Origin of the sequence: Stutzerimonas stutzeri (assembly GCF_000590475.1) — a bacterium.
In the GTDB taxonomy this organism is placed as follows: Bacteria; Pseudomonadota; Gammaproteobacteria; order Pseudomonadales; family Pseudomonadaceae; genus Stutzerimonas; species Stutzerimonas stutzeri_D.
In genome coordinates this window covers 3,630,457-3,651,229 of record NZ_CP007441.1, presented here as the reverse complement: position 1 = coordinate 3,651,229, position 20,773 = coordinate 3,630,457, and the positions used below count along the sequence as shown (strand labels likewise).

Annotated in this window: 19 protein-coding genes; 16 read left to right on the top strand and 3 right to left on the bottom strand. The window is 60.5% G+C overall.

Going from position 1 to position 20,773, the window contains the following annotated elements; translation table 11 throughout:
* The first annotated feature begins 10 nt into the window (after positions 1–10).
* The 14 genes from ftsL to lpxC all read left to right on the top strand — a co-directional run bounded on the left by ftsL (position 11) and on the right by lpxC (position 16,342).
* Complete coding sequence (gene ftsL, locus CH92_RS16560; RefSeq protein WP_144381105.1) at positions 11–280, top strand: cell division protein FtsL; 270 nt, start codon at positions 11–13, stop codon at positions 278–280.
* Positions 277–2,013, top strand: a complete 1,737-nt coding sequence (locus CH92_RS16555) for a peptidoglycan D,D-transpeptidase FtsI family protein (protein WP_025242881.1) — start codon at positions 277–279, stop codon at positions 2,011–2,013. The genes ftsL and CH92_RS16555 overlap by 4 nt, the downstream gene beginning before the upstream one ends.
* Positions 2,013–3,476, top strand: coding sequence for a UDP-N-acetylmuramoyl-L-alanyl-D-glutamate--2,6-diaminopimelate ligase (locus CH92_RS16550; protein ID WP_025242880.1), 1,464 nt, complete (start codon positions 2,013–2,015; stop codon positions 3,474–3,476). Before CH92_RS16555 ends, CH92_RS16550 begins: the two co-directional genes overlap by 1 nt.
* The gene (locus CH92_RS16545) at positions 3,469–4,845 is read left to right on the top strand and encodes a UDP-N-acetylmuramoyl-tripeptide--D-alanyl-D-alanine ligase (protein ID WP_025242879.1); all 1,377 of its coding nucleotides are present in this window, start codon (positions 3,469–3,471) and stop codon (positions 4,843–4,845) included. Before CH92_RS16550 ends, CH92_RS16545 begins: the two co-directional genes overlap by 8 nt.
* Positions 4,845–5,927, top strand: coding sequence for a phospho-N-acetylmuramoyl-pentapeptide-transferase (gene mraY, locus CH92_RS16540; RefSeq protein WP_025242878.1), 1,083 nt, complete (start codon positions 4,845–4,847; stop codon positions 5,925–5,927). The genes CH92_RS16545 and mraY overlap by 1 nt, the downstream gene beginning before the upstream one ends.
* A gap of 6 nt (positions 5,928–5,933) precedes the next feature.
* A complete protein-coding gene (gene murD / locus CH92_RS16535; RefSeq protein WP_025242877.1) occupies positions 5,934–7,277 on the top strand; it encodes a UDP-N-acetylmuramoyl-L-alanine--D-glutamate ligase in 1,344 nt (447 codons plus the stop codon).
* The gene (ftsW, locus tag CH92_RS16530; RefSeq protein ID WP_038623079.1) at positions 7,277–8,509 is read left to right on the top strand and encodes a putative lipid II flippase FtsW; all 1,233 of its coding nucleotides are present in this window, start codon (positions 7,277–7,279) and stop codon (positions 8,507–8,509) included. Before murD ends, ftsW begins: the two co-directional genes overlap by 1 nt.
* A complete protein-coding gene (murG, locus tag CH92_RS16525; protein ID WP_025242875.1) occupies positions 8,499–9,569 on the top strand; it encodes an undecaprenyldiphospho-muramoylpentapeptide beta-N-acetylglucosaminyltransferase in 1,071 nt (356 codons plus the stop codon). Before ftsW ends, murG begins: the two co-directional genes overlap by 11 nt.
* Complete coding sequence (gene murC / locus CH92_RS16520) at positions 9,562–11,022, top strand: UDP-N-acetylmuramate--L-alanine ligase (RefSeq protein WP_025242874.1); 1,461 nt, start codon at positions 9,562–9,564, stop codon at positions 11,020–11,022. Before murG ends, murC begins: the two co-directional genes overlap by 8 nt.
* Positions 11,019–11,963: a D-alanine--D-alanine ligase gene (locus CH92_RS16515; protein ID WP_025242873.1), complete on the top strand. Its 945-nt coding sequence runs from the start codon at positions 11,019–11,021 to the stop codon at positions 11,961–11,963. The genes murC and CH92_RS16515 overlap by 4 nt, the downstream gene beginning before the upstream one ends.
* 3 nt (positions 11,964–11,966) lie before the next feature.
* Complete coding sequence (locus CH92_RS16510) at positions 11,967–12,824, top strand: cell division protein FtsQ/DivIB (RefSeq protein ID WP_025242872.1); 858 nt, start codon at positions 11,967–11,969, stop codon at positions 12,822–12,824.
* Between the two features lie 12 nt (positions 12,825–12,836).
* Positions 12,837–14,084 (top strand): cell division protein FtsA, encoded by a 1,248-nt coding sequence (ftsA, locus tag CH92_RS16505; RefSeq protein WP_025242871.1) that lies wholly within the window; start codon positions 12,837–12,839, stop codon positions 14,082–14,084.
* A gap of 47 nt (positions 14,085–14,131) precedes the next feature.
* The gene (gene ftsZ / locus CH92_RS16500) at positions 14,132–15,319 is read left to right on the top strand and encodes a cell division protein FtsZ (protein ID WP_025242870.1); all 1,188 of its coding nucleotides are present in this window, start codon (positions 14,132–14,134) and stop codon (positions 15,317–15,319) included.
* Positions 15,320–15,430: 111 nt separating this feature from the next.
* Positions 15,431–16,342: a UDP-3-O-acyl-N-acetylglucosamine deacetylase gene (gene lpxC / locus CH92_RS16495; protein WP_025242869.1), complete on the top strand. Its 912-nt coding sequence runs from the start codon at positions 15,431–15,433 to the stop codon at positions 16,340–16,342.
* Between the two features lie 101 nt (positions 16,343–16,443).
* Here the strand turns inward: lpxC and CH92_RS16490 are convergent, their stop codons facing one another.
* Positions 16,444–16,977 (bottom strand): ferritin-like domain-containing protein, encoded by a 534-nt coding sequence (locus CH92_RS16490; protein ID WP_025242868.1) that lies wholly within the window; start codon positions 16,975–16,977, stop codon positions 16,444–16,446.
* A 256-nt stretch (positions 16,978–17,233) separates the two neighbouring features.
* The gene (locus CH92_RS16485) at positions 17,234–17,632 is read right to left on the bottom strand and encodes a Rho termination factor N-terminal domain-containing protein (RefSeq protein ID WP_025242867.1); all 399 of its coding nucleotides are present in this window, start codon (positions 17,630–17,632) and stop codon (positions 17,234–17,236) included.
* 392 nt (positions 17,633–18,024) lie between these two features.
* On the opposite strand from CH92_RS16485, the gene rfbD reads away from it, so the two are divergent.
* Positions 18,025–18,951 (top strand): dTDP-4-dehydrorhamnose reductase, encoded by a 927-nt coding sequence (gene rfbD / locus CH92_RS16480; RefSeq protein ID WP_025242866.1) that lies wholly within the window; start codon positions 18,025–18,027, stop codon positions 18,949–18,951.
* Between the two features lie 128 nt (positions 18,952–19,079).
* On the top strand, positions 19,080–19,979 hold the full coding sequence (locus CH92_RS16475) for an AEC family transporter (RefSeq protein ID WP_025242865.1): 900 nt from the start codon (positions 19,080–19,082) through the stop codon (positions 19,977–19,979).
* A gap of 2 nt (positions 19,980–19,981) precedes the next feature.
* On the opposite strand, the gene CH92_RS16470 is transcribed toward CH92_RS16475, so the two are convergent.
* Positions 19,982–20,737, bottom strand: a complete 756-nt coding sequence (locus CH92_RS16470; RefSeq protein WP_025242864.1) for a VC0807 family protein — start codon at positions 20,735–20,737, stop codon at positions 19,982–19,984.
* Between the last annotated feature and the right edge of the window lie 36 nt (positions 20,738–20,773).

The window sequence follows — 20,773 nt, the reverse complement described above, 5'->3', positions numbered from 1 at the left end:
TCGCCGTGCCATGCCCAGTGGCAGCCTGCTGATGCTGGTGCTATTCGTTGCCGTGCTCCTGTCGGCGATCGCTGTTGCCTATAGCGCGCACTGGAATCGCCAACTACTCAATGAGTTGTATGGCGAGCTCAGCGTGCGCGATAAGGCGCAGGCCGAATGGGGCCGCCTGATTCTGGAGCAGAGCACCTGGACGGCTCACAACCGTATCGAGACGCTGGCATCCGATCAGTTGAAGATGCACATCCCGCAAGCGGCCGATGTCAGGTTGGTGGCGCCATGATAAAGCTTGAAGGGGCTCTTTATCCTTGGCGTTTCCGTATCGTTCTGACCTTGTTGGCGCTGATGGTTTGCGTAATCGCCTGGCGAATCGTCGATCTGCAGGTAGTCGACCATGGCTTTTTGAAAACACAGGGTGATGCACGCAGTGTGCGGCATATCCCCATTCCGGCACATCGTGGTCTGATTACTGATCGTCATGGTGAACCCTTGGCGGTGAGTACGCCCGTGACCACGCTTTGGGCTAATCCCCGCGAGCTCCAGGCCGCCCAGGCGCGCTGGCCTGACTTGGCGGAGGCCCTTGGTCAGGAGCCGACAGCCCTTGCGCAGCGCCTCAAGGACCAGGCCGAGCGTGAGTTTATCTATCTGGTGCGTGGGTTGACGCCCGAGCAAGGCCAGCGTGTGCTGGATCTGAAAATCCCGGGCGTCTATTCACAAGAAGAGTTTCGCCGTTTCTATCCTGCGGGCGAGGTCGCTGCTCAGGTGGTCGGATTCACCGACATAGATGATCGTGGTCGCGAAGGGCTGGAACTGGCGTATGACGAGTGGCTCGCTGGCGTGCCTGGCAAGCGCCAAGTGCTCAAGGACCGCCGTGGACGGCTGATCAAGGACGTGCAGGTCGTTAAGAACGCGAAGGCCGGGAAGGCCTTGGCACTATCTATCGACCTGCGTCTGCAGTATTTGGCGCACCGTGAGTTGCGTAATGCGCTGCTGGAGTTTGGTGCCAAAGCTGGCAGCCTGGTCATGCTCGACGTGAAAACGGGTGAGGTGCTGGCCATGGTCAACCAGCCGACCTACAACCCCAACAATCGCCGCAATTTGCAGCCGGACGCCATGCGTAACCGAGCGATGACGGACTTGTTCGAGCCGGGCTCGACCATGAAGCCAATCTCCATGAGCGCGGCGCTCGAATCGGGCCGCTGGAAGCCCAGCGACATCGTCGAAGTATGGCCAGGATCGCTGCGCATCGGACGCTATACCATTCGCGACGTTTCCAGGACCGAAGGTCGGGAGCTGAATCTGACTGGCATCCTGATCAATTCGTCGAACGTTGGCATGAGCAAGATCGCGTTCGATATTGGCGGTACGGCGATCCATGAAGTCATGCGCAAAGTTGGCTTTGGCCAGGACACGGGTTTGGGTTTCCCAGGCGAACGAGTCGGCAACCTGCCCAGTTATCGGGAATGGCGTCAGGCCGAGACCGCCACGCTTTCCTATGGTTACGGCCTCTCGGTAACCGCCGTGCAGCTGGCTCATGCATACAGCACCTTGGCCAACGATGGCCGCTTGGTGCCAATGTCGCTCACTCGCGTGGACCGGCAACCGGAAGGCGCCGAAGTGGTTTCGCCTGAGGTCGCCAAAACCATCCAGGGCATGCTGCAGGAAGTCATCGAGGCTCCGCGTGGCGTCTTTCGCGCCCAGGTGCCGGGCTATCACGTGGCTGGCAAGAGCGGTACCGCGCGCAAGGCCTCGGCGAGCAGTCGGGGCTATCAGGAAAATGCCTATCGTTCGATGTTCGCCGGTTTCGGGCCCATGAAGGATCCTCGTATAGCCATCGCGGTGGTGATCGATGAGCCGAGCAAGAGCGGCTACTACGGCGGCCTGGTGTCTGCTCCGGTGTTCAGCCGTGTGATGTCCGGCGCGCTGCGCTTGATGAACATTGCACCTGACAACCTGCCTCCTCCAGAAGAAATCAAGACGGCCGAGACGGCCAAGACGAAGGGAGGACGGATCTGATGCCGATGCCCCTGAATCAGCTACTTCCCCAGGCCGCGGGTAACATCCTCATACGCGAGCTGACTCTGGACAGCCGCAAGGTGCGTCCGGGCGATCTTTTCCTGGCCGTGCCCGGACACCAGCAGGACGGTCGTGTGCACATTGCGGACGCCATTTCACGTGGCGCGGCGGCGATCGCATACGAAGCCGAAGGCGCCGCTGAAATGAGCACTGCCAGTGCCGTGCTGGTGCCGGTCCGTTGCTTGGCGGAGCAACTGTCTGCCATTGCTGGGCGATTCTACGGGGAGCCAAGCCGCAGCTTGCATTTGGCTGGTGTCACCGGGACCAACGGCAAGACAAGCGTGACCTACTTGATCGCTCAGGCTCTGGATCGTCTGGGCGAGCGCTGCGGCATCATTGGCACCCTCGGCACTGGTTTTCATGGTGAGTTGATACTCGGCCAGCACACCACCCCCGACGCCATCGGCGTACAGGCAAACCTGGCTAATCTGCGCAAGCAGGGCGCGCGAGCCGTGGCGATGGAGGTCTCGTCCCATGGATTGGCGCAGGGTCGGGTTGCCGCCTTGGCGTTCGATGTGGCCGTGTTTACCAATCTATCTCGCGATCACCTGGATTATCACGGCTCCATGGAAGCCTACGCAGCGGTCAAGGCTCAGTTGTTCAAGATGCCTGGGCTCAGCTGTCGAGTAATCAACCTGGATGATTCCGTCGGGCGTGCCCTGGCGGCAGAGCGCGCGGAGTCGCGGCTGATCACGTATAGCCTGGACGACGCCTCCGCCTACCTCTATTGCCCGGAAGCGCAGCTGGACGATAACGGCATTCATGCGCGGCTGGTTACCCCTCAGGGCGAACGTTCTCTGCGTAGCCCGTTGCTGGGTCGTTTCAACGTCAGCAACCTGCTCGCAGCGGTGGGTGCCCTGCTGGGGATGAATTACCCGCTAGATGAAATTCTCGCCGTGCTGCCGGACATCCAGGGGCCTGCAGGTCGTATGCAGTGCCTTGGCGGCGGCGACCGCCCATTGGTGGTGGTTGATTACGCCCATACGCCCGATGCTTTGGAAAAAGTACTCGATGCACTGCGCCCGCATACTCGGGGCAACTTGCTGTGCCTATTCGGCTGTGGCGGCGATCGTGATCGCGGCAAACGAGCGCTGATGGCCGACGTGGCCGAACGATTGGCTGATCGCATCGTGGTGACCGATGACAATCCGCGCAACGAGGACCCATTGCAGATTCTCGACGAGATCCGTGCAGGCTTCAGCGATCCCGAACGCGCCATCTTTATTTCCGGCCGCGCCGAGGCGATCGCCCAATGCATTGCTGGCACTGGAATTGACGATGTCGTGCTGCTCGCCGGCAAGGGGCATGAGGATTATCAGGAGATCAAGGGTGAGCGCCTGCCGTTCTCCGATCTCGATCAGGCCTCGATTGCCCTGGCTGCCTGGAGGGATTCCGATGCTTGAAGCCATGCGCCTGAGTGATCTGATCGAGCCGCTGTCGGCCGAGCTGATCAATGCCGATACGGCCTTCAGCTCGGTCAGCACCGACAGCCGCGCCATCGAGCCGGGGCAGCTGTTCGTGGCCCTGACCGGGCCTCGTTTCGACGGCCATGCCTACCTCGCTGAGGTCGCGGCCAAGGGGGCCGTTGCTGCCTTGGTCGAGCGGCATATGGAGAATGTTTCGCTGCCCCAGTTGGTGGTTGGCGATAGCCGAATAGCGCTGGGGCAGCTAGGCGCGTTGAACCGTGCGGCGTTTACCGGCCCGGTCGCCGCGATCACCGGGTCCAGCGGTAAAACCAGCGTCAAGGAATTGCTCGCCAGCATTCTGCGTGCTGCCCATGGCGGCGATGCGGTATTGGCCACTCGTGGCAATCTCAATAACGATCTTGGCGCTCCGCTTACATTACTGGAGCTGGCTCCTCAGCATGAGGCGGCGGTTATCGAACTGGGTGCTTCGCGTGTCGGAGAGATCGCCTATACCGTCAGCCTGACGCAGCCGGATGTCAGCTTGATTACCAACGCCGGCACTGCCCATGTTGGCGAGTTCGGCGGGCCGGAGAAAATCATCGAGGCCAAGGGTGAGATACTCGACGGACTCGGCGAAAATGGTGTCGCCGTGCTTAATCGCGACGATCGCGCCTATCCGATCTGGGAGCGTCGGGCGGCGGGCAAGCGCGTGGTGAGCTTCGCGGTGCAAAGCCCGCTGGCTGATTTCCATCCCGCTTCGATTGCCTATGATCTGCGCGGTTGCCCGAACTTCGTCCTGACCGGTCCATCCGGGTCCGTACGCATCCAGCTGAATCTGCTCGGCCGCCACAGCGTGGCCAATGCGCTTGCCGCTGCAGCCGCTGCGCACGCATTGGGTGTCGCGCGCGAACACATCGTTGAAGGACTCGAGAACCTGCAGCCAGTCAAAGGCCGAGGCGTCGCGCAGATGCTCAGCAACGGTGTTCGCCTCATCGATGACACCTACAACGCCAACCCTGCCTCTATATGCGCGGCCATCGATGTGCTGGCCGGCTTCGCCGGGCGCACCGTGCTGGCACTGGGCGACATGGGCGAGCTGGGTGAGTGGGCTGAGCAGGGCCACCGCGAAGTGGGCAGTTATGCCGTAGGCAAGGTCAGTGCCTTGTTTGCGGTAGGGCCGCTGATGACGCATGCCGTCAATGCCTTCGGGGCCGGCGGTCGTCATTTCGCCGATCAGCAAAGCCTGATCGAAGCGCTGCGCCTGGAGCAGGGCAACGCCACCACCATTTTGATTAAGGGATCCCGGAGCGCCGCGATGGATAAGGTCGTCGCAGCGCTTTCCGCGTCCAGCATGGAGAAACACTGATGCTGTTGCTACTCGCCGAGTATCTGCAACGATTCCACACGGGCTTCGCGGTCTTTCAGTACCTGTCGCTGCGTGGAATTCTCGGCGTGCTCACGGCGCTGGTACTCTCGCTGTGTATGGGGCCCTGGCTGATCCGCACGCTGCAGCTGCGCCAGATCGGCCAGGCCGTACGGACTGACGGACCGCAAACGCACCTGTCCAAATCCGGAACGCCGACGATGGGCGGCGCCCTGATCCTCAGCGCCATCGCCATCAGCACTTTGCTCTGGGCCGATCTGGCCAACCGCTATGTATGGGTGGTACTTGCCGTCACGCTGCTGTTCGGGGCAATCGGCTGGGTTGACGATTACCGTAAGGTGATCGAGAAGAACTCGCGTGGCCTGCCGAGCCGCTGGAAGTATTTCTGGCAATCGGTCTTCGGCCTCGGCGCCGCGATCTTCCTTTATACGACTGCGCAGACGCCGATCGAGACCACGTTGATCCTGCCTCTGCTGAAAAATATCGAAATCCCGCTGGGGATCGGCTTCGTGGTGCTGACCTACTTCGTCATCGTCGGCTCCAGCAACGCGGTCAATCTCACCGATGGGCTAGACGGCCTGGCGATCATGCCGACGGTGATGGTCGGCGGCGCGCTCGGCATCTTCTGCTATCTGTCCGGCAACGTGAACTTCGCCGACTACCTGCTGATTCCCTACATCCCCGGCGCGGGTGAGCTGATCGTGTTCTGTGGGGCGCTGATCGGTGCCGGGCTCGGCTTTCTCTGGTTCAACACCTATCCGGCGCAAGTATTCATGGGGGACGTCGGTGCCCTGGCGCTCGGTGCCGCGCTGGGAACCATCGCGGTGATCGTACGGCAGGAAGTCGTGCTGTTCATCATGGGCGGTGTGTTCGTGATGGAGACCCTGTCGGTGATTATCCAGGTGGCTTCTTTCAAGCTGACCGGCAAGCGGGTCTTCCGCATGGCGCCGATCCATCACCATTTCGAACTCAAAGGCTGGCCCGAACCCCGGGTAATCGTGCGCTTCTGGATCATTACGGTGATTCTCGTGCTGGTCGGTCTCGCTACGCTGAAATTGAGGTAATAAAGAGTGCTCATCGCTTCCGATCAGTTCCGCATCGTCGTAGGTCTCGGCAAGAGCGGTATGTCCCTGGTTCGCTACTTGGCGAGCCGTGGGGTACCGTTTGCCGTTGCCGATACGCGCGCGAACCCGCCGGAGCTGGCCACTCTGCAGGCGCAATATCCGAACATTGAAGTTCGTTGCGGCGAGCTCGATCCGCAGTTTCTCTGCCGGGCCAGCGAGCTATTGGTCAGTCCCGGGTTGCCGATCAGCACACCGGCGCTTCAGGTTGCCGCATCGAAAGGGGTGAAGCTGGCCGGTGATATCGAGTTGTTCGCCCGCGAAGCCAAGGCGCCGATAATGGCGATCACTGGTTCGAACGCAAAAAGTACGGTGACCAGCCTTGTCGGTGAAATGGCAGCAGTTGCCGGTCGCAAGGTGGCCGTGGGTGGCAATCTGGGCACGCCCGCACTGGATTTGCTCAACGATGACGTCGAACTTTACGTACTCGAACTTTCGAGCTTTCAGCTGGAAACGACCGATCGCTTGAACGCCGAAGTCGCGACCTGCCTGAACGTCAGCGAAGATCACATGGATCGCTATGACGGATTGCCGGCCTACCACCAGGCCAAACACCGGATTTTCCGCGGCGCGCGACAGGTTGTGATCAACCGCGACGATCGCCTCAGCCGCCCTCTGATTGCCGATGATGTCCCAGCATGGTCGTTCGGTCTAGGCAAGCCCGACTTCAAGGGCTTCGGGTTGTTCGAGGAAAACGGCGAGAAATACCTCGCTTTTCAGTTCGACGCGTTGATGCCAGTTAATCAGCTGAAGATTCGCGGCGCCCACAATCAATCCAACGCCCTGGCAGCCCTGGCGCTGGGACACGCGGTGGGGCTGCCGTTCGAGCCGATGCTTGCCACCCTGCGTAATTTCGCCGGGCTCGCCCATCGCTGCCAGTGGGTCGGCGAGCGCAAGGGCGTCAGCTATTACGACGACTCCAAGGCGACCAATGTCGGCGCTGCGCTGGCGGCAATTGATGGCCTGGGCAGCGACATCGACGGTGAGTTGGTCCTGATCGCCGGTGGCGACGGTAAGGGCGCCGATTTTTCGGCGTTGCACAGCGCGGTCGCGCGTCACTGCCGGGAAGTCGTTCTGCTGGGACGCGATGCCGATCAGCTCGCCGCGGCACTTGATGGGGCCGCGCCGATTCATCGTGTCCAGACCCTTCAGCAAGCCGTGCAGTTGGCTTCCAAGCTGGCGCAACACGGCGATGCGGTGCTGCTTTCGCCTGCCTGCGCCAGCTTGGACATGTTCGAAAACTTCGAAGATCGCGGACGCCAGTTCGCCGCTGCGGTGGGGGCGCTTAGCTGATGCTCGCCTTCATGCGCAACGCACCAACGCCGCTATTCGGCCGGCGGGGTCTTGACCTTGATTTTCCGATGCTCGCCGGCTGCTTGGCGTTACTGGGTTTGGGCCTGGTCATGATTACCTCGGCGTCTTCCGAAGTCGCGGCGGTAAACACCGGCAATTCGATGTACCACATGGTTCGTCATCTTGTGTACCTGCTGCTTGGCCTGGGTGCGGCCGGCGCCGTATTGATGGTGCCACTCTCGGCATGGCAGCGGTTGGACTGGATTCTGCTGTTGGGCGCGTTCGCGCTGCTGGTCCTGGTGCTGATCCCGGGCGTCGGCCGCGAGGTCAACGGCTCCATGCGCTGGATCGGCTTCGGCGCCTTCAACGTGCAGCCTTCTGAATTGGCCAAACTGTTCGTCGTGGTTTACCTCGCCGGTTACCTTGTGCGCCGCCAACAAGAAGTGCGCGAGAGTATGTGGGGCTTCCTTAAGCCGTTTCTGGTGCTGCTGCCGATGGCAATGCTGCTTTTGCTCGAGCCAGACTTTGGTGCGACCGTAGTAATGATGGGCGCAGCGGTGGCGATGCTGTTTCTCGGCGGAGTCGGTTTGATCCGGTTCAGCCTGTTGGTCCTGTTGGCCGTCGGTGCGGTGTTTATCCTGGTGCAAACGCAGGAGTACCGCCTGCAGCGGTTGATTACCTTTACTGATCCATGGGCCGACCAGTACGGCGCCGGCTATCAGTTGACCCAGGCCCTGATCGCATTTGGCCGTGGCGAATGGCTGGGTGTCGGTCTCGGCAACAGCGTCCAGAAGCAGTTCTACCTGCCCGAAGCCCACACCGACTTCGTGTTTTCTGTCCTGGCTGAGGAGCTGGGTATGCTCGGCGCGCTGCTGACGATCCTGCTGTTTGCCTTCGTCGGGGTGCGCGCTTTGTACATCGGATTGGCGGCCGAGCGAGCACGGCAATTCTTCGCCGCCTATATCGCCTGGGGCGTGGCGTTCCTCTGGCTTGGACAGTTTCTGATCAATGTCGGTGTGAACATCGGGTTGTTGCCGACCAAGGGCTTGACCCTGCCGTTCCTCAGCTACGGCGGTAGCTCGCTGGTTGTGACCTGTGCCAGCGTGGCGCTGCTGCTGCGCATCGAGTGGGAAAGCCGCACCGTACTAGGCAGCGAGGACGCCGAGTTCAGCGAGGAAGACTTCGCCGAAGGGCCTATGCCGAAAGGTAAGGAGGCCGCACATGGGCGCTAACGTGCTGATCATGGCCGGCGGAACCGGTGGACATGTGTTTCCTGCATTGGCCTGCGCCCATGAGTTTCAGAGTCGCGGTTACAGCGTGCACTGGTTGGGGACGCCCCGCGGGATCGAAAACGAAGTGGTTCCCGCAGCAGGTTTGCCGTTGCATCTGATTCAAGTGAGTGGTCTGCGCGGCAAAGGCTTGGTTTCGCTGCTAAAGGCGCCGTTCCAGCTGCTGCGTTCGCTCGGTCAGGCACGGCGCATCATGCGCGACATCAAGCCGGTCTGCGTGCTGGGGCTCGGCGGTTATGTGACCGGTCCCGGTGGCCTGGCCGCGAAGCTCGCCGGGGTGCCGCTGATCATCCATGAGCAGAACGCTGTCGCTGGAACCGCCAACCGTAGCCTAGTGCCCTTTGCGCAGCGGGTCTGCGAGGCTTTCCCGAATACGTTCAGCGAGAGCGCCAAGCGGCGTACGACCGGCAATCCGGTGCGCCACGAGCTATTTCTCGAAACGCCCAGGCAGACGCTGCTCGGCCGTAGGCCTCGGCTGTTGGTGCTGGGGGGCAGCTTGGGTGCTGAGCCCTTGAACAAGCTACTGCCGGAAGCGCTCGGCCAGATGGCGGTTGAGCTGCGACCTGAGGTGTTCCATCAGGCCGGCAAACAGCACGCTGAGATTACGCAAGACCGCTATGTCGCGGCGGGCGTCGAGGCCGAAGTCGCGCCCTTCATCAAAGACATGGCTCGTGCCTACGCCTGGGCCGATCTGGTGATCTGCCGCGCTGGCGCCCTAACGGTATGTGAACTGGCGGCGGCCGGATTGCCAGCTTTTCTGGTGCCGCTGCCGCATGCAATCGACGATCACCAGACCCGCAATGCCGAGTACCTGGCGAAGGAGGGCGCAGCCGTTCTTCTGCCCCAAGCAAAAACCGATGCTGCCGTGTTGGCCGCGCAGCTGACCGAGGTAATGATGCAGCCGGAAAAACTCAAAGCCATGGGAACCACGGCACGTCGCCTGGCTCGACCGGATGCCACCCGCACCGTCGTCGATATCTGCCTGGAGGTGGCGCATGGCTAAATCCCCCGCAGCGGTCAAGGCCGAAGTGCGCCGCATGCGCCGCATTCGCCGAATTCATTTCGTCGGGGTTGGTGGCGTCGGCATGTGCGGTATCGCCGAAGTGTTGCTTAACCTTGGGTACGATGTCTCCGGCTCTGATCTGAAAGCTTCCGCGAGCACCGAGCGCCTGCAGAATTTCGGCGCGCAGATCTTTATCGGCCATCAGGCTGGCAACGTAGCCGGGGCTGATGTGCTGGTGGTGTCCAGTGCGGTAAATGCTGCCAATCCCGAAGTGGCGTTCGCCCTCGGACAGCGGATCCCGGTAGTGCCCCGCGCCGAGATGCTCGCTGAATTGATGCGGTATCGTCACGGCATCGCTGTCGCCGGCACCCACGGCAAGACCACGACCACCAGCCTGCTGGCTTCGGTGTTCGCCGCCGGCGGGCTGGATCCAACCTTCGTTATCGGTGGCCGTCTGACCGCAGCGGGCACCAATGCCCAGTTGGGCACCAGCCGCTACCTGATAGCCGAAGCCGACGAGAGCGACGCCAGTTTCCTGCATCTGCAGCCGATGGTCGCGGTAGTGACCAACATCGATGCCGACCACATGAGCACCTATGGTGGCGACTTCGGCAAACTGAAGCGGACCTTCGTCGAATTTCTGCACAACCTACCGTTCTACGGGCTGGCAGTGCTTTGCGTGGATGATCCGGTAGTGCGTGAGATCGTTCCCCAGGTGGGTCGACCCATCACCACGTACGGCACCCGTGAAGATGCCGACGTACGGGCTATCAACATCCGCCAAGAAGGGATGCGCACCTACTTCACCGTGCTGCGCGATGGTTTCGAGGCGCTCGATGTCTCGGTAAACATGCCAGGCAACCACAACGTGCTCAATGCCTTGGCCACTATCGCCATCGCTACGGACGAGGGGATCGACGACGACGCCATCGTTCAGGGGTTGTCGCAGTTTGGTGGTGTCGGTCGGCGCTTCCAGGTTTATGGAGAGCTGCCTGTGGACGGTGGCAGCGTGATGCTGGTCGACGACTATGGCCATCACCCGCGTGAAGTGGCCGCCGTGATCCAGGCGGTTCGGGGCGGTTGGCCCGAGCGTCGGCTGGTCATGGTCTATCAACCCCATCGTTTCAGCCGAACCCGTGATCTGTACGACGATTTCGTACAGGTGTTGAACGATGCCAATGTGCTGCTGCTGATGGAAGTGTATCCAGCCGGAGAAGAGCCCATTCCAGGCGCTGACAGCCGTCATCTGGCGCACAGTATCCGTCAGCGTGGGCAACTCGACCCGATCTATATCGAGCGAGGCATCGAGCTCGCCCCGTTGGTCAAGCCGCTGCTGCGCCCCGGCGACATCCTGCTTTGCCAAGGTGCCGGCGACATCGGTGGACTGGCTCCGCAACTCATCAAGAGCCCCCTGTTTGCTGGCGATGCAAGCGCCACGAGGAAAAGCGAATGACTGCCCTGCAATCGACTCGTGATCCCCAGGCTTTCGGCCGGGTCGCCGTGCTCCTCGGCGGTAAGAGTGCCGAGCGCGAGGTGTCCCTGAAATCCGGCGCTGCGGTGCTGGCGGCGTTGCAGGCTGCGGGCGTCGATGCGTTCGGCATCGATGTCGGTGATGACCTGCTGACGCGCCTGAGCAGCGAACATATCGATCGTGCGTTCATCGTGCTGCACGGGCGCGGCGGCGAAGACGGCAGCATGCAGGGCCTGCTCGAATGCGCCGGGATTCCCTATACCGGCAGCGGCATTCTCGCGTCCGCGCTGGCCATGGACAAGCTGCGCACCAAGCAGGTCTGGCAGAGCCTCGGCCTGCCGACCCCGCGACATGCCGTGCTGGCGAGCGAGGCGGATTGCCATGCCGCTGCGGAGACGCTGGGCTTTCCATTGATCGTAAAGCCGGCGCATGAAGGCTCCAGCATCGGTATGGCGAAGGTTGGCGGCATCGCTGAGCTGATCGCCGCCTGGCGCGCAGCGAGTGCCTACGATGCTCAGGTACTGGTTGAGCAATGGATCCAGGGGCCTGAATTCACCATCGCCACGCTGCGCGGCGCAGTACTTCCACCGATTGGTCTGGGCACCCCTCACACCTTCTACGACTACGACGCCAAGTACGTGGCCAACGATACCCAGTACCGCATTCCCTGCGGTTTGGATGCGGTCAAAGAGCAGGAACTCAGAGATCTCTCCGCGCGTGCCTGCGAAGCCGTAGGGATCCAGGGCTGGGCCCGTGTCGATGTCATGCAGGACAGTGCCGGCGCTTTCTGGCTGCTGGAAGTGAACACGGTGCCGGGAATGACCGATCACAGCCTGGTGCCGATGGCGGCGCGTGCCGCAGGGCTGGATTTCCAGCAGCTGGTGCTGGCCATTCTCGATGCCAGCATGACGGTAGGACACTAAGCCATGATCGCTACGCTGCGTCACTCGCAACCCACCACCGGCCGTGCTTCACGCAAGCCGGCGCAGCGGGGCGCGAGCCGTTTGGTGCAACGTGAGCCGCTTTCGGCACGCTTGCCGCGGCCCAGCCTGAGTTCGTTCAAGCGTGTCCTGTGGCCGGTATTGCTGGTGGCGCTGGTTGTCGGGGTTTACGAGCTGGGGCAGCGCCTCGCGCCGTATGCCGACCGGCCTATAGCCAAGGTCAGCGTTCGGGGCGAATTGACCTACGTCGACCAACAGGCTGTGCAGGCGCGCATGGCGCCGTTCGTCGAAGCCAGTTTTTTCAAGGTTGATCTCGATGCGTTGCGTCACGACCTTGAGCAGATGCCGTGGATCGCACATGTCGAGGTGCGTCGGATCTGGCCGGATGAGGTCATGGTGCGTCTTGACGAGCAACTGCCGGTGGCTCGCTGGGGCGATGAGTCATTGTTGAACAACAACGGTCAGGCCTTTGCGCCCAATGACCTGACTCAGTATGAACACTTGCCGCAATTGCATGGTCCGAAGCGGGCCCAGCAGCGGGTCATGCAGCAGTATCAGATGCTCAGCCAGATGCTGCGGCCGCTCGGTTTTTCCATCGCCCGCCTGGAGCTGCGGGCGCGGGGCAGCTGGTTCGTGACGACCAAGCAGGGCGTTGAGCTGTTGCTGGGAAGAGACCAGATAATCGAAAAAATGCGGCGCTTCACTGCCATCTACCAGCAAGAGCTGGCGCAGGAGAGCGACAGAATTGCGCGGATCGACCTTCGCTACGCCAACGGACTTGCCGTCGCGTGGCGCGAGCCGAGCCCGACCGCGACGGATGAACCCGTCGTTGCGAAGAATTGAGGAATGAAACACATGTCTAGCGTGCAAAGCGGCAAGATGATCGTCGGTCTCGATATCGGCACCTCCAAGGTGGTGGCGTTGGTGGGCGAAGTGACACCGGACGGCGAAATCGAGATCGTTGGAATCGGTACCCATCCATCGCGCGGGCTGAAAAAAGGCGTGGTGGTCAATATCGAGTCGACCGTTCAATCGATTCAGCGCGCCGTCGAAGAAGCGCAGCTGATGGCCGGCTGCCGCATCCACTCCGCGTTTGTCGGCCTGGCCGGTAACCATATCCGCAGCCTCAACTCGCATGGCATCGTTGCCATTCGTGATCGGGAAGTCAGCAGTGCGGACCTCGAACGCGTGCTCGATGCCGCGCAAGCTGTAGCAATCCCGGCGGACCAACGGGTGCTGCACACCCTGCCGCAGGATTATGTGATCGACAACCAGGAAGGCGTTCGCGAGCCGCTGGGCATGTCGGGCGTGCGCTTGGAAGCCAAGGTCCATGTTGTTACCTGCGCCGTCAATGCGGCACAGAACATCGAGAAATGCGTGCGTCGCTGTGGGCTCGAAGTGGATGACATCATTCTCGAGCAATTGGCTTCGGCACATGCCGTGCTGACTGACGACGAGAAGGAATTGGGCGTCTGCCTGGTGGATATTGGCGGCGGCACGACCGATATCTGCATCTTCACCGAAGGCGCGATCCGGCATACCGCGGTCATCCCGATCGCCGGTGATCAGGTCACCAACGACATCGCCATGGCGCTGCGTACGCCGACTCAGTACGCCGAGGAAATCAAGATCCGGTATGCCTGCGCACTGGCGAAGCTGGCCGGGCCAGGCGAAACCATCAAGGTACCGAGCGTCGGTGATCGTCCGCCTCGGGAACTCTCGCGCCAGGCACTAGCCGAAGTCGTGGAGCCGCGTTACGACGAGCTCTTCACGCTGATTCAGGCCGAACTGCGTCGCAGCGGCTACGAGGATCTGGTCCCGGCAGGGATCGTTCTCACCGGCGGCACAGCGAAGATGGAAGGTGCCGTCGAGCTGGCCGAGGAAATCTTTCACATGCCGGTGCGCCTGGGCGTACCGCATAGCATCAACGGACTCACGGATGTGGTCCGCAACCCCATCTATTCGACGGGCGTGGGCCTGTTGCTATACGGCATGCGCAAGCAGACCGATGGCGTCTCCATGTCCGGTCTCGGCAATTTCGCCGAAGAACCCAAAACATCTGTCGTGGACCGGCTCAAGAGCTGGATCCAGGGCAATTTCTGAGCAGTGCGGCTGTACCTAAAACTAGAAAGCTGGAAGGAGAGAGGGAAATGTTCGAACTCGTAGATCATACCCCGCAAAGTGCAGTGATCAAGGTCATTGGCGTAGGCGGAGGCGGCGGCAACGCCGTCAATCACATGGTGCGCAACAGCGTTGAAGGCGTGGAATTCATCTGCGCCAACACCGATGCCCAGGCGCTGAAGAAAATCGAAGCGCGGACCGTACTGCAGTTGGGCTCCGCGATTACCAAGGGGCTGGGTGCCGGTACCAATCCCGATATCGGTCGTCAGGCCGCGATGGATGACCGCGAGCGCATTGCCGAGGTGCTGCAGGGCGCCGACATGGTGTTCATCACCACCGGCATGGGCGGCGGTACCGGCACTGGAGCCGCACCGGTCATCGCTTCGGTCGCCAAGGAAATGGGCATTCTCACCGTTGCAGTCGTGACCCGTCCGTTCCCGTTCGAAGGCCGTCGCCGTATGCAGGTCGCCGACGAAGGCATACGCCAGCTGTCCGAGTGCGTCGACTCGCTGATAACGATCCCCAACGAAAAGCTGCTGACCATTCTTGGTAAGGATGCGAGCCTGCTGGCTGCATTCGCCAAAGCAGACGACGTGCTCACCGGTGCTGTACGCGGCATCTCCGATATCATGCAGCGCCCTGGCCTGATGAACGTCGACTTCGCTGACGTGAAAACCGTCATGGGCGAGATGGGTATGGCCATGATGGGCACCGGTTGCGCTACCGGCCCGAACCGAGCGCGCGAGGCCACCGAAGCGGCAATTCGCAATCCGCTGCTGGAAGACGTCAACCTGCAGGGCGCCCGTGGCATCCTGGTCAACATCACCGCTGGTCTGGATCTTTCGCTCGGTGAGTACGCTGCAGTGGGCGAGATCATCGAAGCCTTTGCATCCGACGAGGCGACCGTCAAGGTCGGTGCCGTGATCGATCCTGACATGCTCGACGAGTTGCACGTAACCGTGGTCGCGACTGGCCTCGGTCCGCGTCATGAGAAGCCGGTCAAGGTAGTAGACAATACGCTACAGACCGCGGCCGTCGCTCCTCAGGCCGCGCCAGCGCCGCGCCAGGACCAGGCGGCGGTGAACTACCGGGATCTGGATCGCCCAACCGTCATGCGCAATCAGGCCCATGCAGCTGCTACGGCAGCGAAGATGAATCCACAGGAAGACCTGGACTATCTTGATATTCCGGCTTTCCTGCGTCGTCAGGCTGATTGATTGAATGCATCAGGAGTATAGGGGTGATTGGTATTCAGCAAAGTGGGGTTCTGCTATGATCGCCACCTTTGTTGGAAACCATTCGCAACAGCGCAATAGCGAAACCAAGCCATGATCAGACAACGCACCTTGAAGAACATCATTCGCGCCACTGGCGTTGGCCTGCATTCGGGGGAGAAGGTATACCTGACCCTGAAGCCGGCACCCGTGGACACCGGAATCGTGTTCTGTCGCACCGATCTCAACCCGCCGGTACAAATCGCCGCTCGGGCCGAGAACGTTGGTGAAACGACCATGTCGACAACGCTGGTCAGCGGCGACGTCAAGGTCGATACCGTGGAGCATTTGCTGTCGGCGATGGCTGGACTTGGCATCGACAATGCCTTTGTCGAGCTCTCCGCATCGGAAGTGCCGATCATGGACGGTAGCGCTGGCCCCTTCGTATTCTTGATTCAATCGGCCGGCCTGCAGGAGCAGGACGCCCCCAAGAAGTTCATCCGCATCATTCGCGAAGTTTCGGTGGAGGATGGCGACAAACGCGCCACATTCCTGCCATTCGAAGGCTTCAAGGTGAGTTTCGAGATCGATTTTGACCATCCGGTTTTCCGTGGTCGCACCCAGACCGCCAGCGTGGATTTCTCCAGTACTTCCTTCGTCAAGGAAGTTAGTCGTGCGCGAACCTTCGGTTTCATGCGCGACATCGAATTCCTCCGCTCGCACAATCTGGCCCTGGGTGGGAGTGTCGAAAATGCGATCGTGGTCGACGAAGACCATGTGCTCAACGAAGACGGCCTGCGGTATGAGGACGAGTTCGTGAAACACAAGATTCTCGATGCAATCGGTGATCTCTACTTGCTGGGCACCAGTCTGATCGGCGAATTCCGCGGCTTTAAATCCGGACATGCCTTGAACAATCGTTTGCTGCGCACCTTGATGGAACAGAAGGACGCGTGGGAAATGGTGACGTTCACTGATTCCCAGACCGCACCGATCTCCTACATGCGTCCGGCAGCTGCCGGCTGAGCAGTACTCTCTTTCCTTATTTAAGGCCACCTTCGGGTGGCTTTTTTTTTGCTGCGCGCGAAGCGACGGGCAAGGCTGCCCCTCGCTTGCGGATGTGGCTGTCAGTTCATGCCGTCGAGCAGCCCGGCCATGTCGTCGGCGTGCTCTTCCTCTTGGGCGAGGATGTCTTCGAAGATCCGTCGTGTGGTCGGATCCTTGTCGCCGATGTACTGAACGATCTCGCGGTAGCTGTCGATCGCGATGCGTTCGGCGACCAGGTTTTCGAAAACCATATCACGCAGGCCGTTGCCTTCGGCATATTGGGCATGCGCGCGCTCAGTGAGGCTGTCCGGGTTGAAATCGGGTTCGCCGCCGAGCTGTACGATGCGTTCGGCCAGCCGGTCGGCATGTTCCTGCTCTTCGTTGGCGTGTTCGAGAAACTCATCAGCGGCAACGCTCGATTTCAGTCCGGTGGCCATGTAGTAGTGGCGCTTGTAACGCAGATAGCAGACCAGCTCGGTGGCTAATGCCTCATTGAGCAGGTTGATCACAGTGTCGCGATCCGCCGAATAGCTCTCGGTCACCGCGCCGTTTTCGACATGTTGGCGAGCACGCTCGCGCAAGGTCTTTTTGTCGCTCAATTGTACGTAGCTCATCACGGTCTCCTGAGTTCTGTAACTGGCTTATTGTCCAGCCACGCTGGCCGCTGCGCCTGGCGGCGTCTCGCTGGGCCCTAAAGCTGTGATAGGTGGGGAGATAGAAAGTTTAGCCAGTCCCGTCGTTCTCAGGGCGCTCCGGCTTGCCGGGCTCTTCTATGGGAACTGGCTCGCCAGGCTCCTTGCGCTCAGGTTCCGGAATGGGACTTGGCGTCCCATCATCCTGCGGATCGGGGTCGTGCATAGGTGTACTCCTTCAGCTGAGCGCCTTTATTAGCTCATCCTTACGCATTTTCGAGCGACCATGGACATCGCGCTCACGCGCCTTTTGCATCAGCTCGTCGCGAGTGAGGTCGGTGAGCGATGTGCTGCCGCTGCGGTTACTGCGGGCTGAACCCTTATTGGGAGAATCGCCGGAACGAGCCTTGGCTGCCCGATGCGCCGAATCCTTGCGATCGGCACGCTTGGTTGTCTCGCTTTTCTTTTGACCAGAGCCCCCTTTGCGCTCGCCACCGCCTGATTGTTTATTGACCGTGGCCCAGGCTCGGGCTTCGGCCTCTTTTTCCGACACCCCGCGTTCTTCATAGCTCTCTTCGATATGTTCGGCTTTGCGTTGCTGCTTATCGGTGTATTTGGATTTTTCACCTCTGGGCATGATTGCTTTCCTCGTGTCGTTAGAACGATGCGGGACCCGCAAGCCCTGCCGCTGCGTTGGTTTGCGTGACAGCGCCTGTCCTGTTTGGTACTCATGGCGGGCCCTGAGTTTCACGCGTGTTAGGATTGCGCGTCCTGTCTCACACAGGTCCTGTCTGGCATGGCTATGACTATGACTATGACTATGTTGGTAGGTGCCGAGGCTAAACAGGTAGGCGGATATCGCTGCAATAATTCTTATTTCACTTGGGCGGAACGAAAATTCGTTTATGCTGGACTTACCAAGCATGGACCGCGCTATCTCGGTAGTTGTAGCGCGATGTGCTGTATCGAATCTGTTGTACAAATCCATGCTTGCCACTACCGGTGAGCTTTGAATGAGGCGATAACCAGATGCGAATTCTTGTATGCGGAGCCGGTGGCCAGGTTGGCCACGAGTTGGTAGACCGTGCGCATGCGTATGGTCTCGAGGCGCTTGGCATGACTCGTGCGCACCTGGACATCACCGCTGCTGATCAGATTGAGGCTCTTGTCAGCCAGCTCAAGCCGGCGATGATCATCAATGCGGCCGCTTACACGCATGTCGACAACGCCGAGACGCACAGCGAGCAGGCTTACGCGGTCAACCGAGATGGTGCCAAGAGGTTGGCTGAAGCCGCGCGGCGAGCCTCCATTCCGTTGCTGCATATCTCAACCGACTACGTGTTTTCCGGCGAAGCCCGCGCGCCTTATCGCGAGGAAGACCAGGTTTCACCGACTGGTGTTTATGGTGCCAGCAAGCTGGCAGGCGAAGCCGCGATCCAGGCTGTGCTGCCTGAACATCTGATCCTGCGAACCAGTTGGGTATATGGCACGCATGGCCACAACTTCGTCAAAACGATGCTGCGCCTGGCACACCAACGCGACTCGCTATCGGTAGTCGCGGATCAGTTTGGCTGCCCCACACAGGCTGGTAGCATTGCGGATGTCCTTCTGCAGTTGGCCCAGCGTTATGCGCGGGAGGGCACGCTTACATGGGGTCTCTATCATTACAGCGGTCGATCACCCTGCACGTGGTTCGATTTTGCGGTGGAGATTTTCCGACAGGCAGAGGCCAAGGGTCTGCTGGCCAAGCAGCCGCAGGTGTCCTCTATCACGACCGCACAGTACCCGACGCCTGCCCGACGTCCTGCGTGGTCCGTGCTTGATTGTGCCAAGTTCGAAGCGACCTTCGGCATCGATACGCACGATTGGCGTGACGATCTGTCCGTTGTGCTCGATATGCTGAGCACGAAAGCGCCTGATGCCGCAGTAGGCGCCGCGCAGCCTTCTCAAGCCTGATCGCCCTTCGCTGAGGTGGATTGGAGGCGGGGCCGCGCCTAACGAGGTGATCTGGCTCGCGACTCGGAGTATTCTTTGCGGCCTTTTTCGGGGCGACACCAAGTCGCACCGGTTGCTGGAGAAGCCGCGTGGTCGTGTTCCAGGCAATTTTGCCTATCTTTGGCTTGATCATGCTCGGCTATCTGCTGGGCTGGCGACACTGGCTTGCTGGCGAAGCGGCGACCGGACTGGCCAATATCACCTTCAAGCTGTTCATGCCGGCGGTCCTGTTCACCGGTATCGCCCGTGCGCAGCTGAGCGATGGGATGTCGCTCATGCTACTGCTGGGATATTTCGGGCCGGTTCTGGCCGTTTTCGTCTTGGTCGGGCTGGTTGCGCACCGCTTGCTCGGGCGCGCGTCACCGCTCGGACTGACGGCAGCCTATTCGAATAATGTGCTGGTCGGGATTCCGCTGGTGACCACGTTGCTTGGGTCGGGAAGCCTGGTGTACGTATTTGCCATCCTGGTGTTCCACAGTCTGATTCTGTTTTCACTGCAGAGCTTCTACAACGCATTCGGTTCAGAACAAAAGGTCAGAGGCGCGGCGCTGCTGAAAAATCTTGCCAACCCGCTCATCGTGGGCCTGTCGCTGGGTGCCTTGCTGAATCTATCCGGCTTCGATCTGCCACAGCCGATGTGGCGCATCGCTGACTGGCTGGCTCAGGCAGCCCTGCCTTGCGCGTTGATCGTGCTGGGCATCAGTCTGTCGCGTTATCGCTTGCGTCCCAGCGCGACGGCACTGGCGCTCACATTGATCAAGTTAGGCCTGTTTCCGTTGCTGGTGTGGTATCTCGGTGGATTGTTGCCCGGCCTGAGCCACGAAGCGCGCAGCGTGCTGGTTCTGCTCGCGGCCTGCCCAAGTGGCGTCAACGTGCTGGCCTTCGTAATCAATCAGGAAGATACCCGTGCGGTCAGCTCGACCGTGTTCCTCTCTACCTTGTTTGCAGCGATCAGTCTGCCGTTGTGGATGCTGCTGATGTCGACATGACGTCAGGTCTCTTTGTCATGGCGATCGGCATGCTTATGCGAGGCGATGATGTCCTCGAGGCGCAGTCCGGTCAGGCCGTGGATAGTGCGCCAGAGATAGTAGAAGATGCCCATCATCATCGCCATGCTCGGGATCGCGATCATCGGATAGCTGAGTAACGTCATACGTCCCAGTTCGGCATTGAATGCTTCGCTGCCGGCCGGGCTGTTGACGATCCATTTGGCCAGCACGTAGTTCATGAAGGACGAAAAGAAAAAAGTACCGCTAAGGAAATAGGTGGCGCGCAGCAACCGTGTTTCGAAGTGAGCGGTCTGCCCGTTGCGTTCGAGTTGTTCGTGAACCTTCTCGACGTTCAGCACCTTGGGGTTGTAGAGCAGCGTGCGGATCAACGGAAAGCGGGTGCGGGTTGACGACAACACGACGATGCCAATGATGCCGGGAATCGCCGCTTCCTTGATGGCCAGCCATTGAGGGTCGAGCTGCAGCAGGCCAATGCCTCCGGTCAGCAGTACGCTGACCATCCCCAGAAGGGCGATCCAGTTGAACTTGCGATATTTCGCCAGCTCGAACAGCCCCCAGCCGAGTGGAAAGGCCAGCGCCATCAATAGTGCACCGTCTGCGCCGAGGCGATTTTCACCGCTCATTTTCATCAGAATCAACGACGGAATTACGATGCTGATAGCCAGATCGATCAAGGGCCGAGGTTTATGTTCGACTGGCTGCTCGGAGCCGGGTGGGTTGGTACGGATATCGGTCATGTGTTCGGTTTCGTCTCGGAAGAGGCCGAATGATCG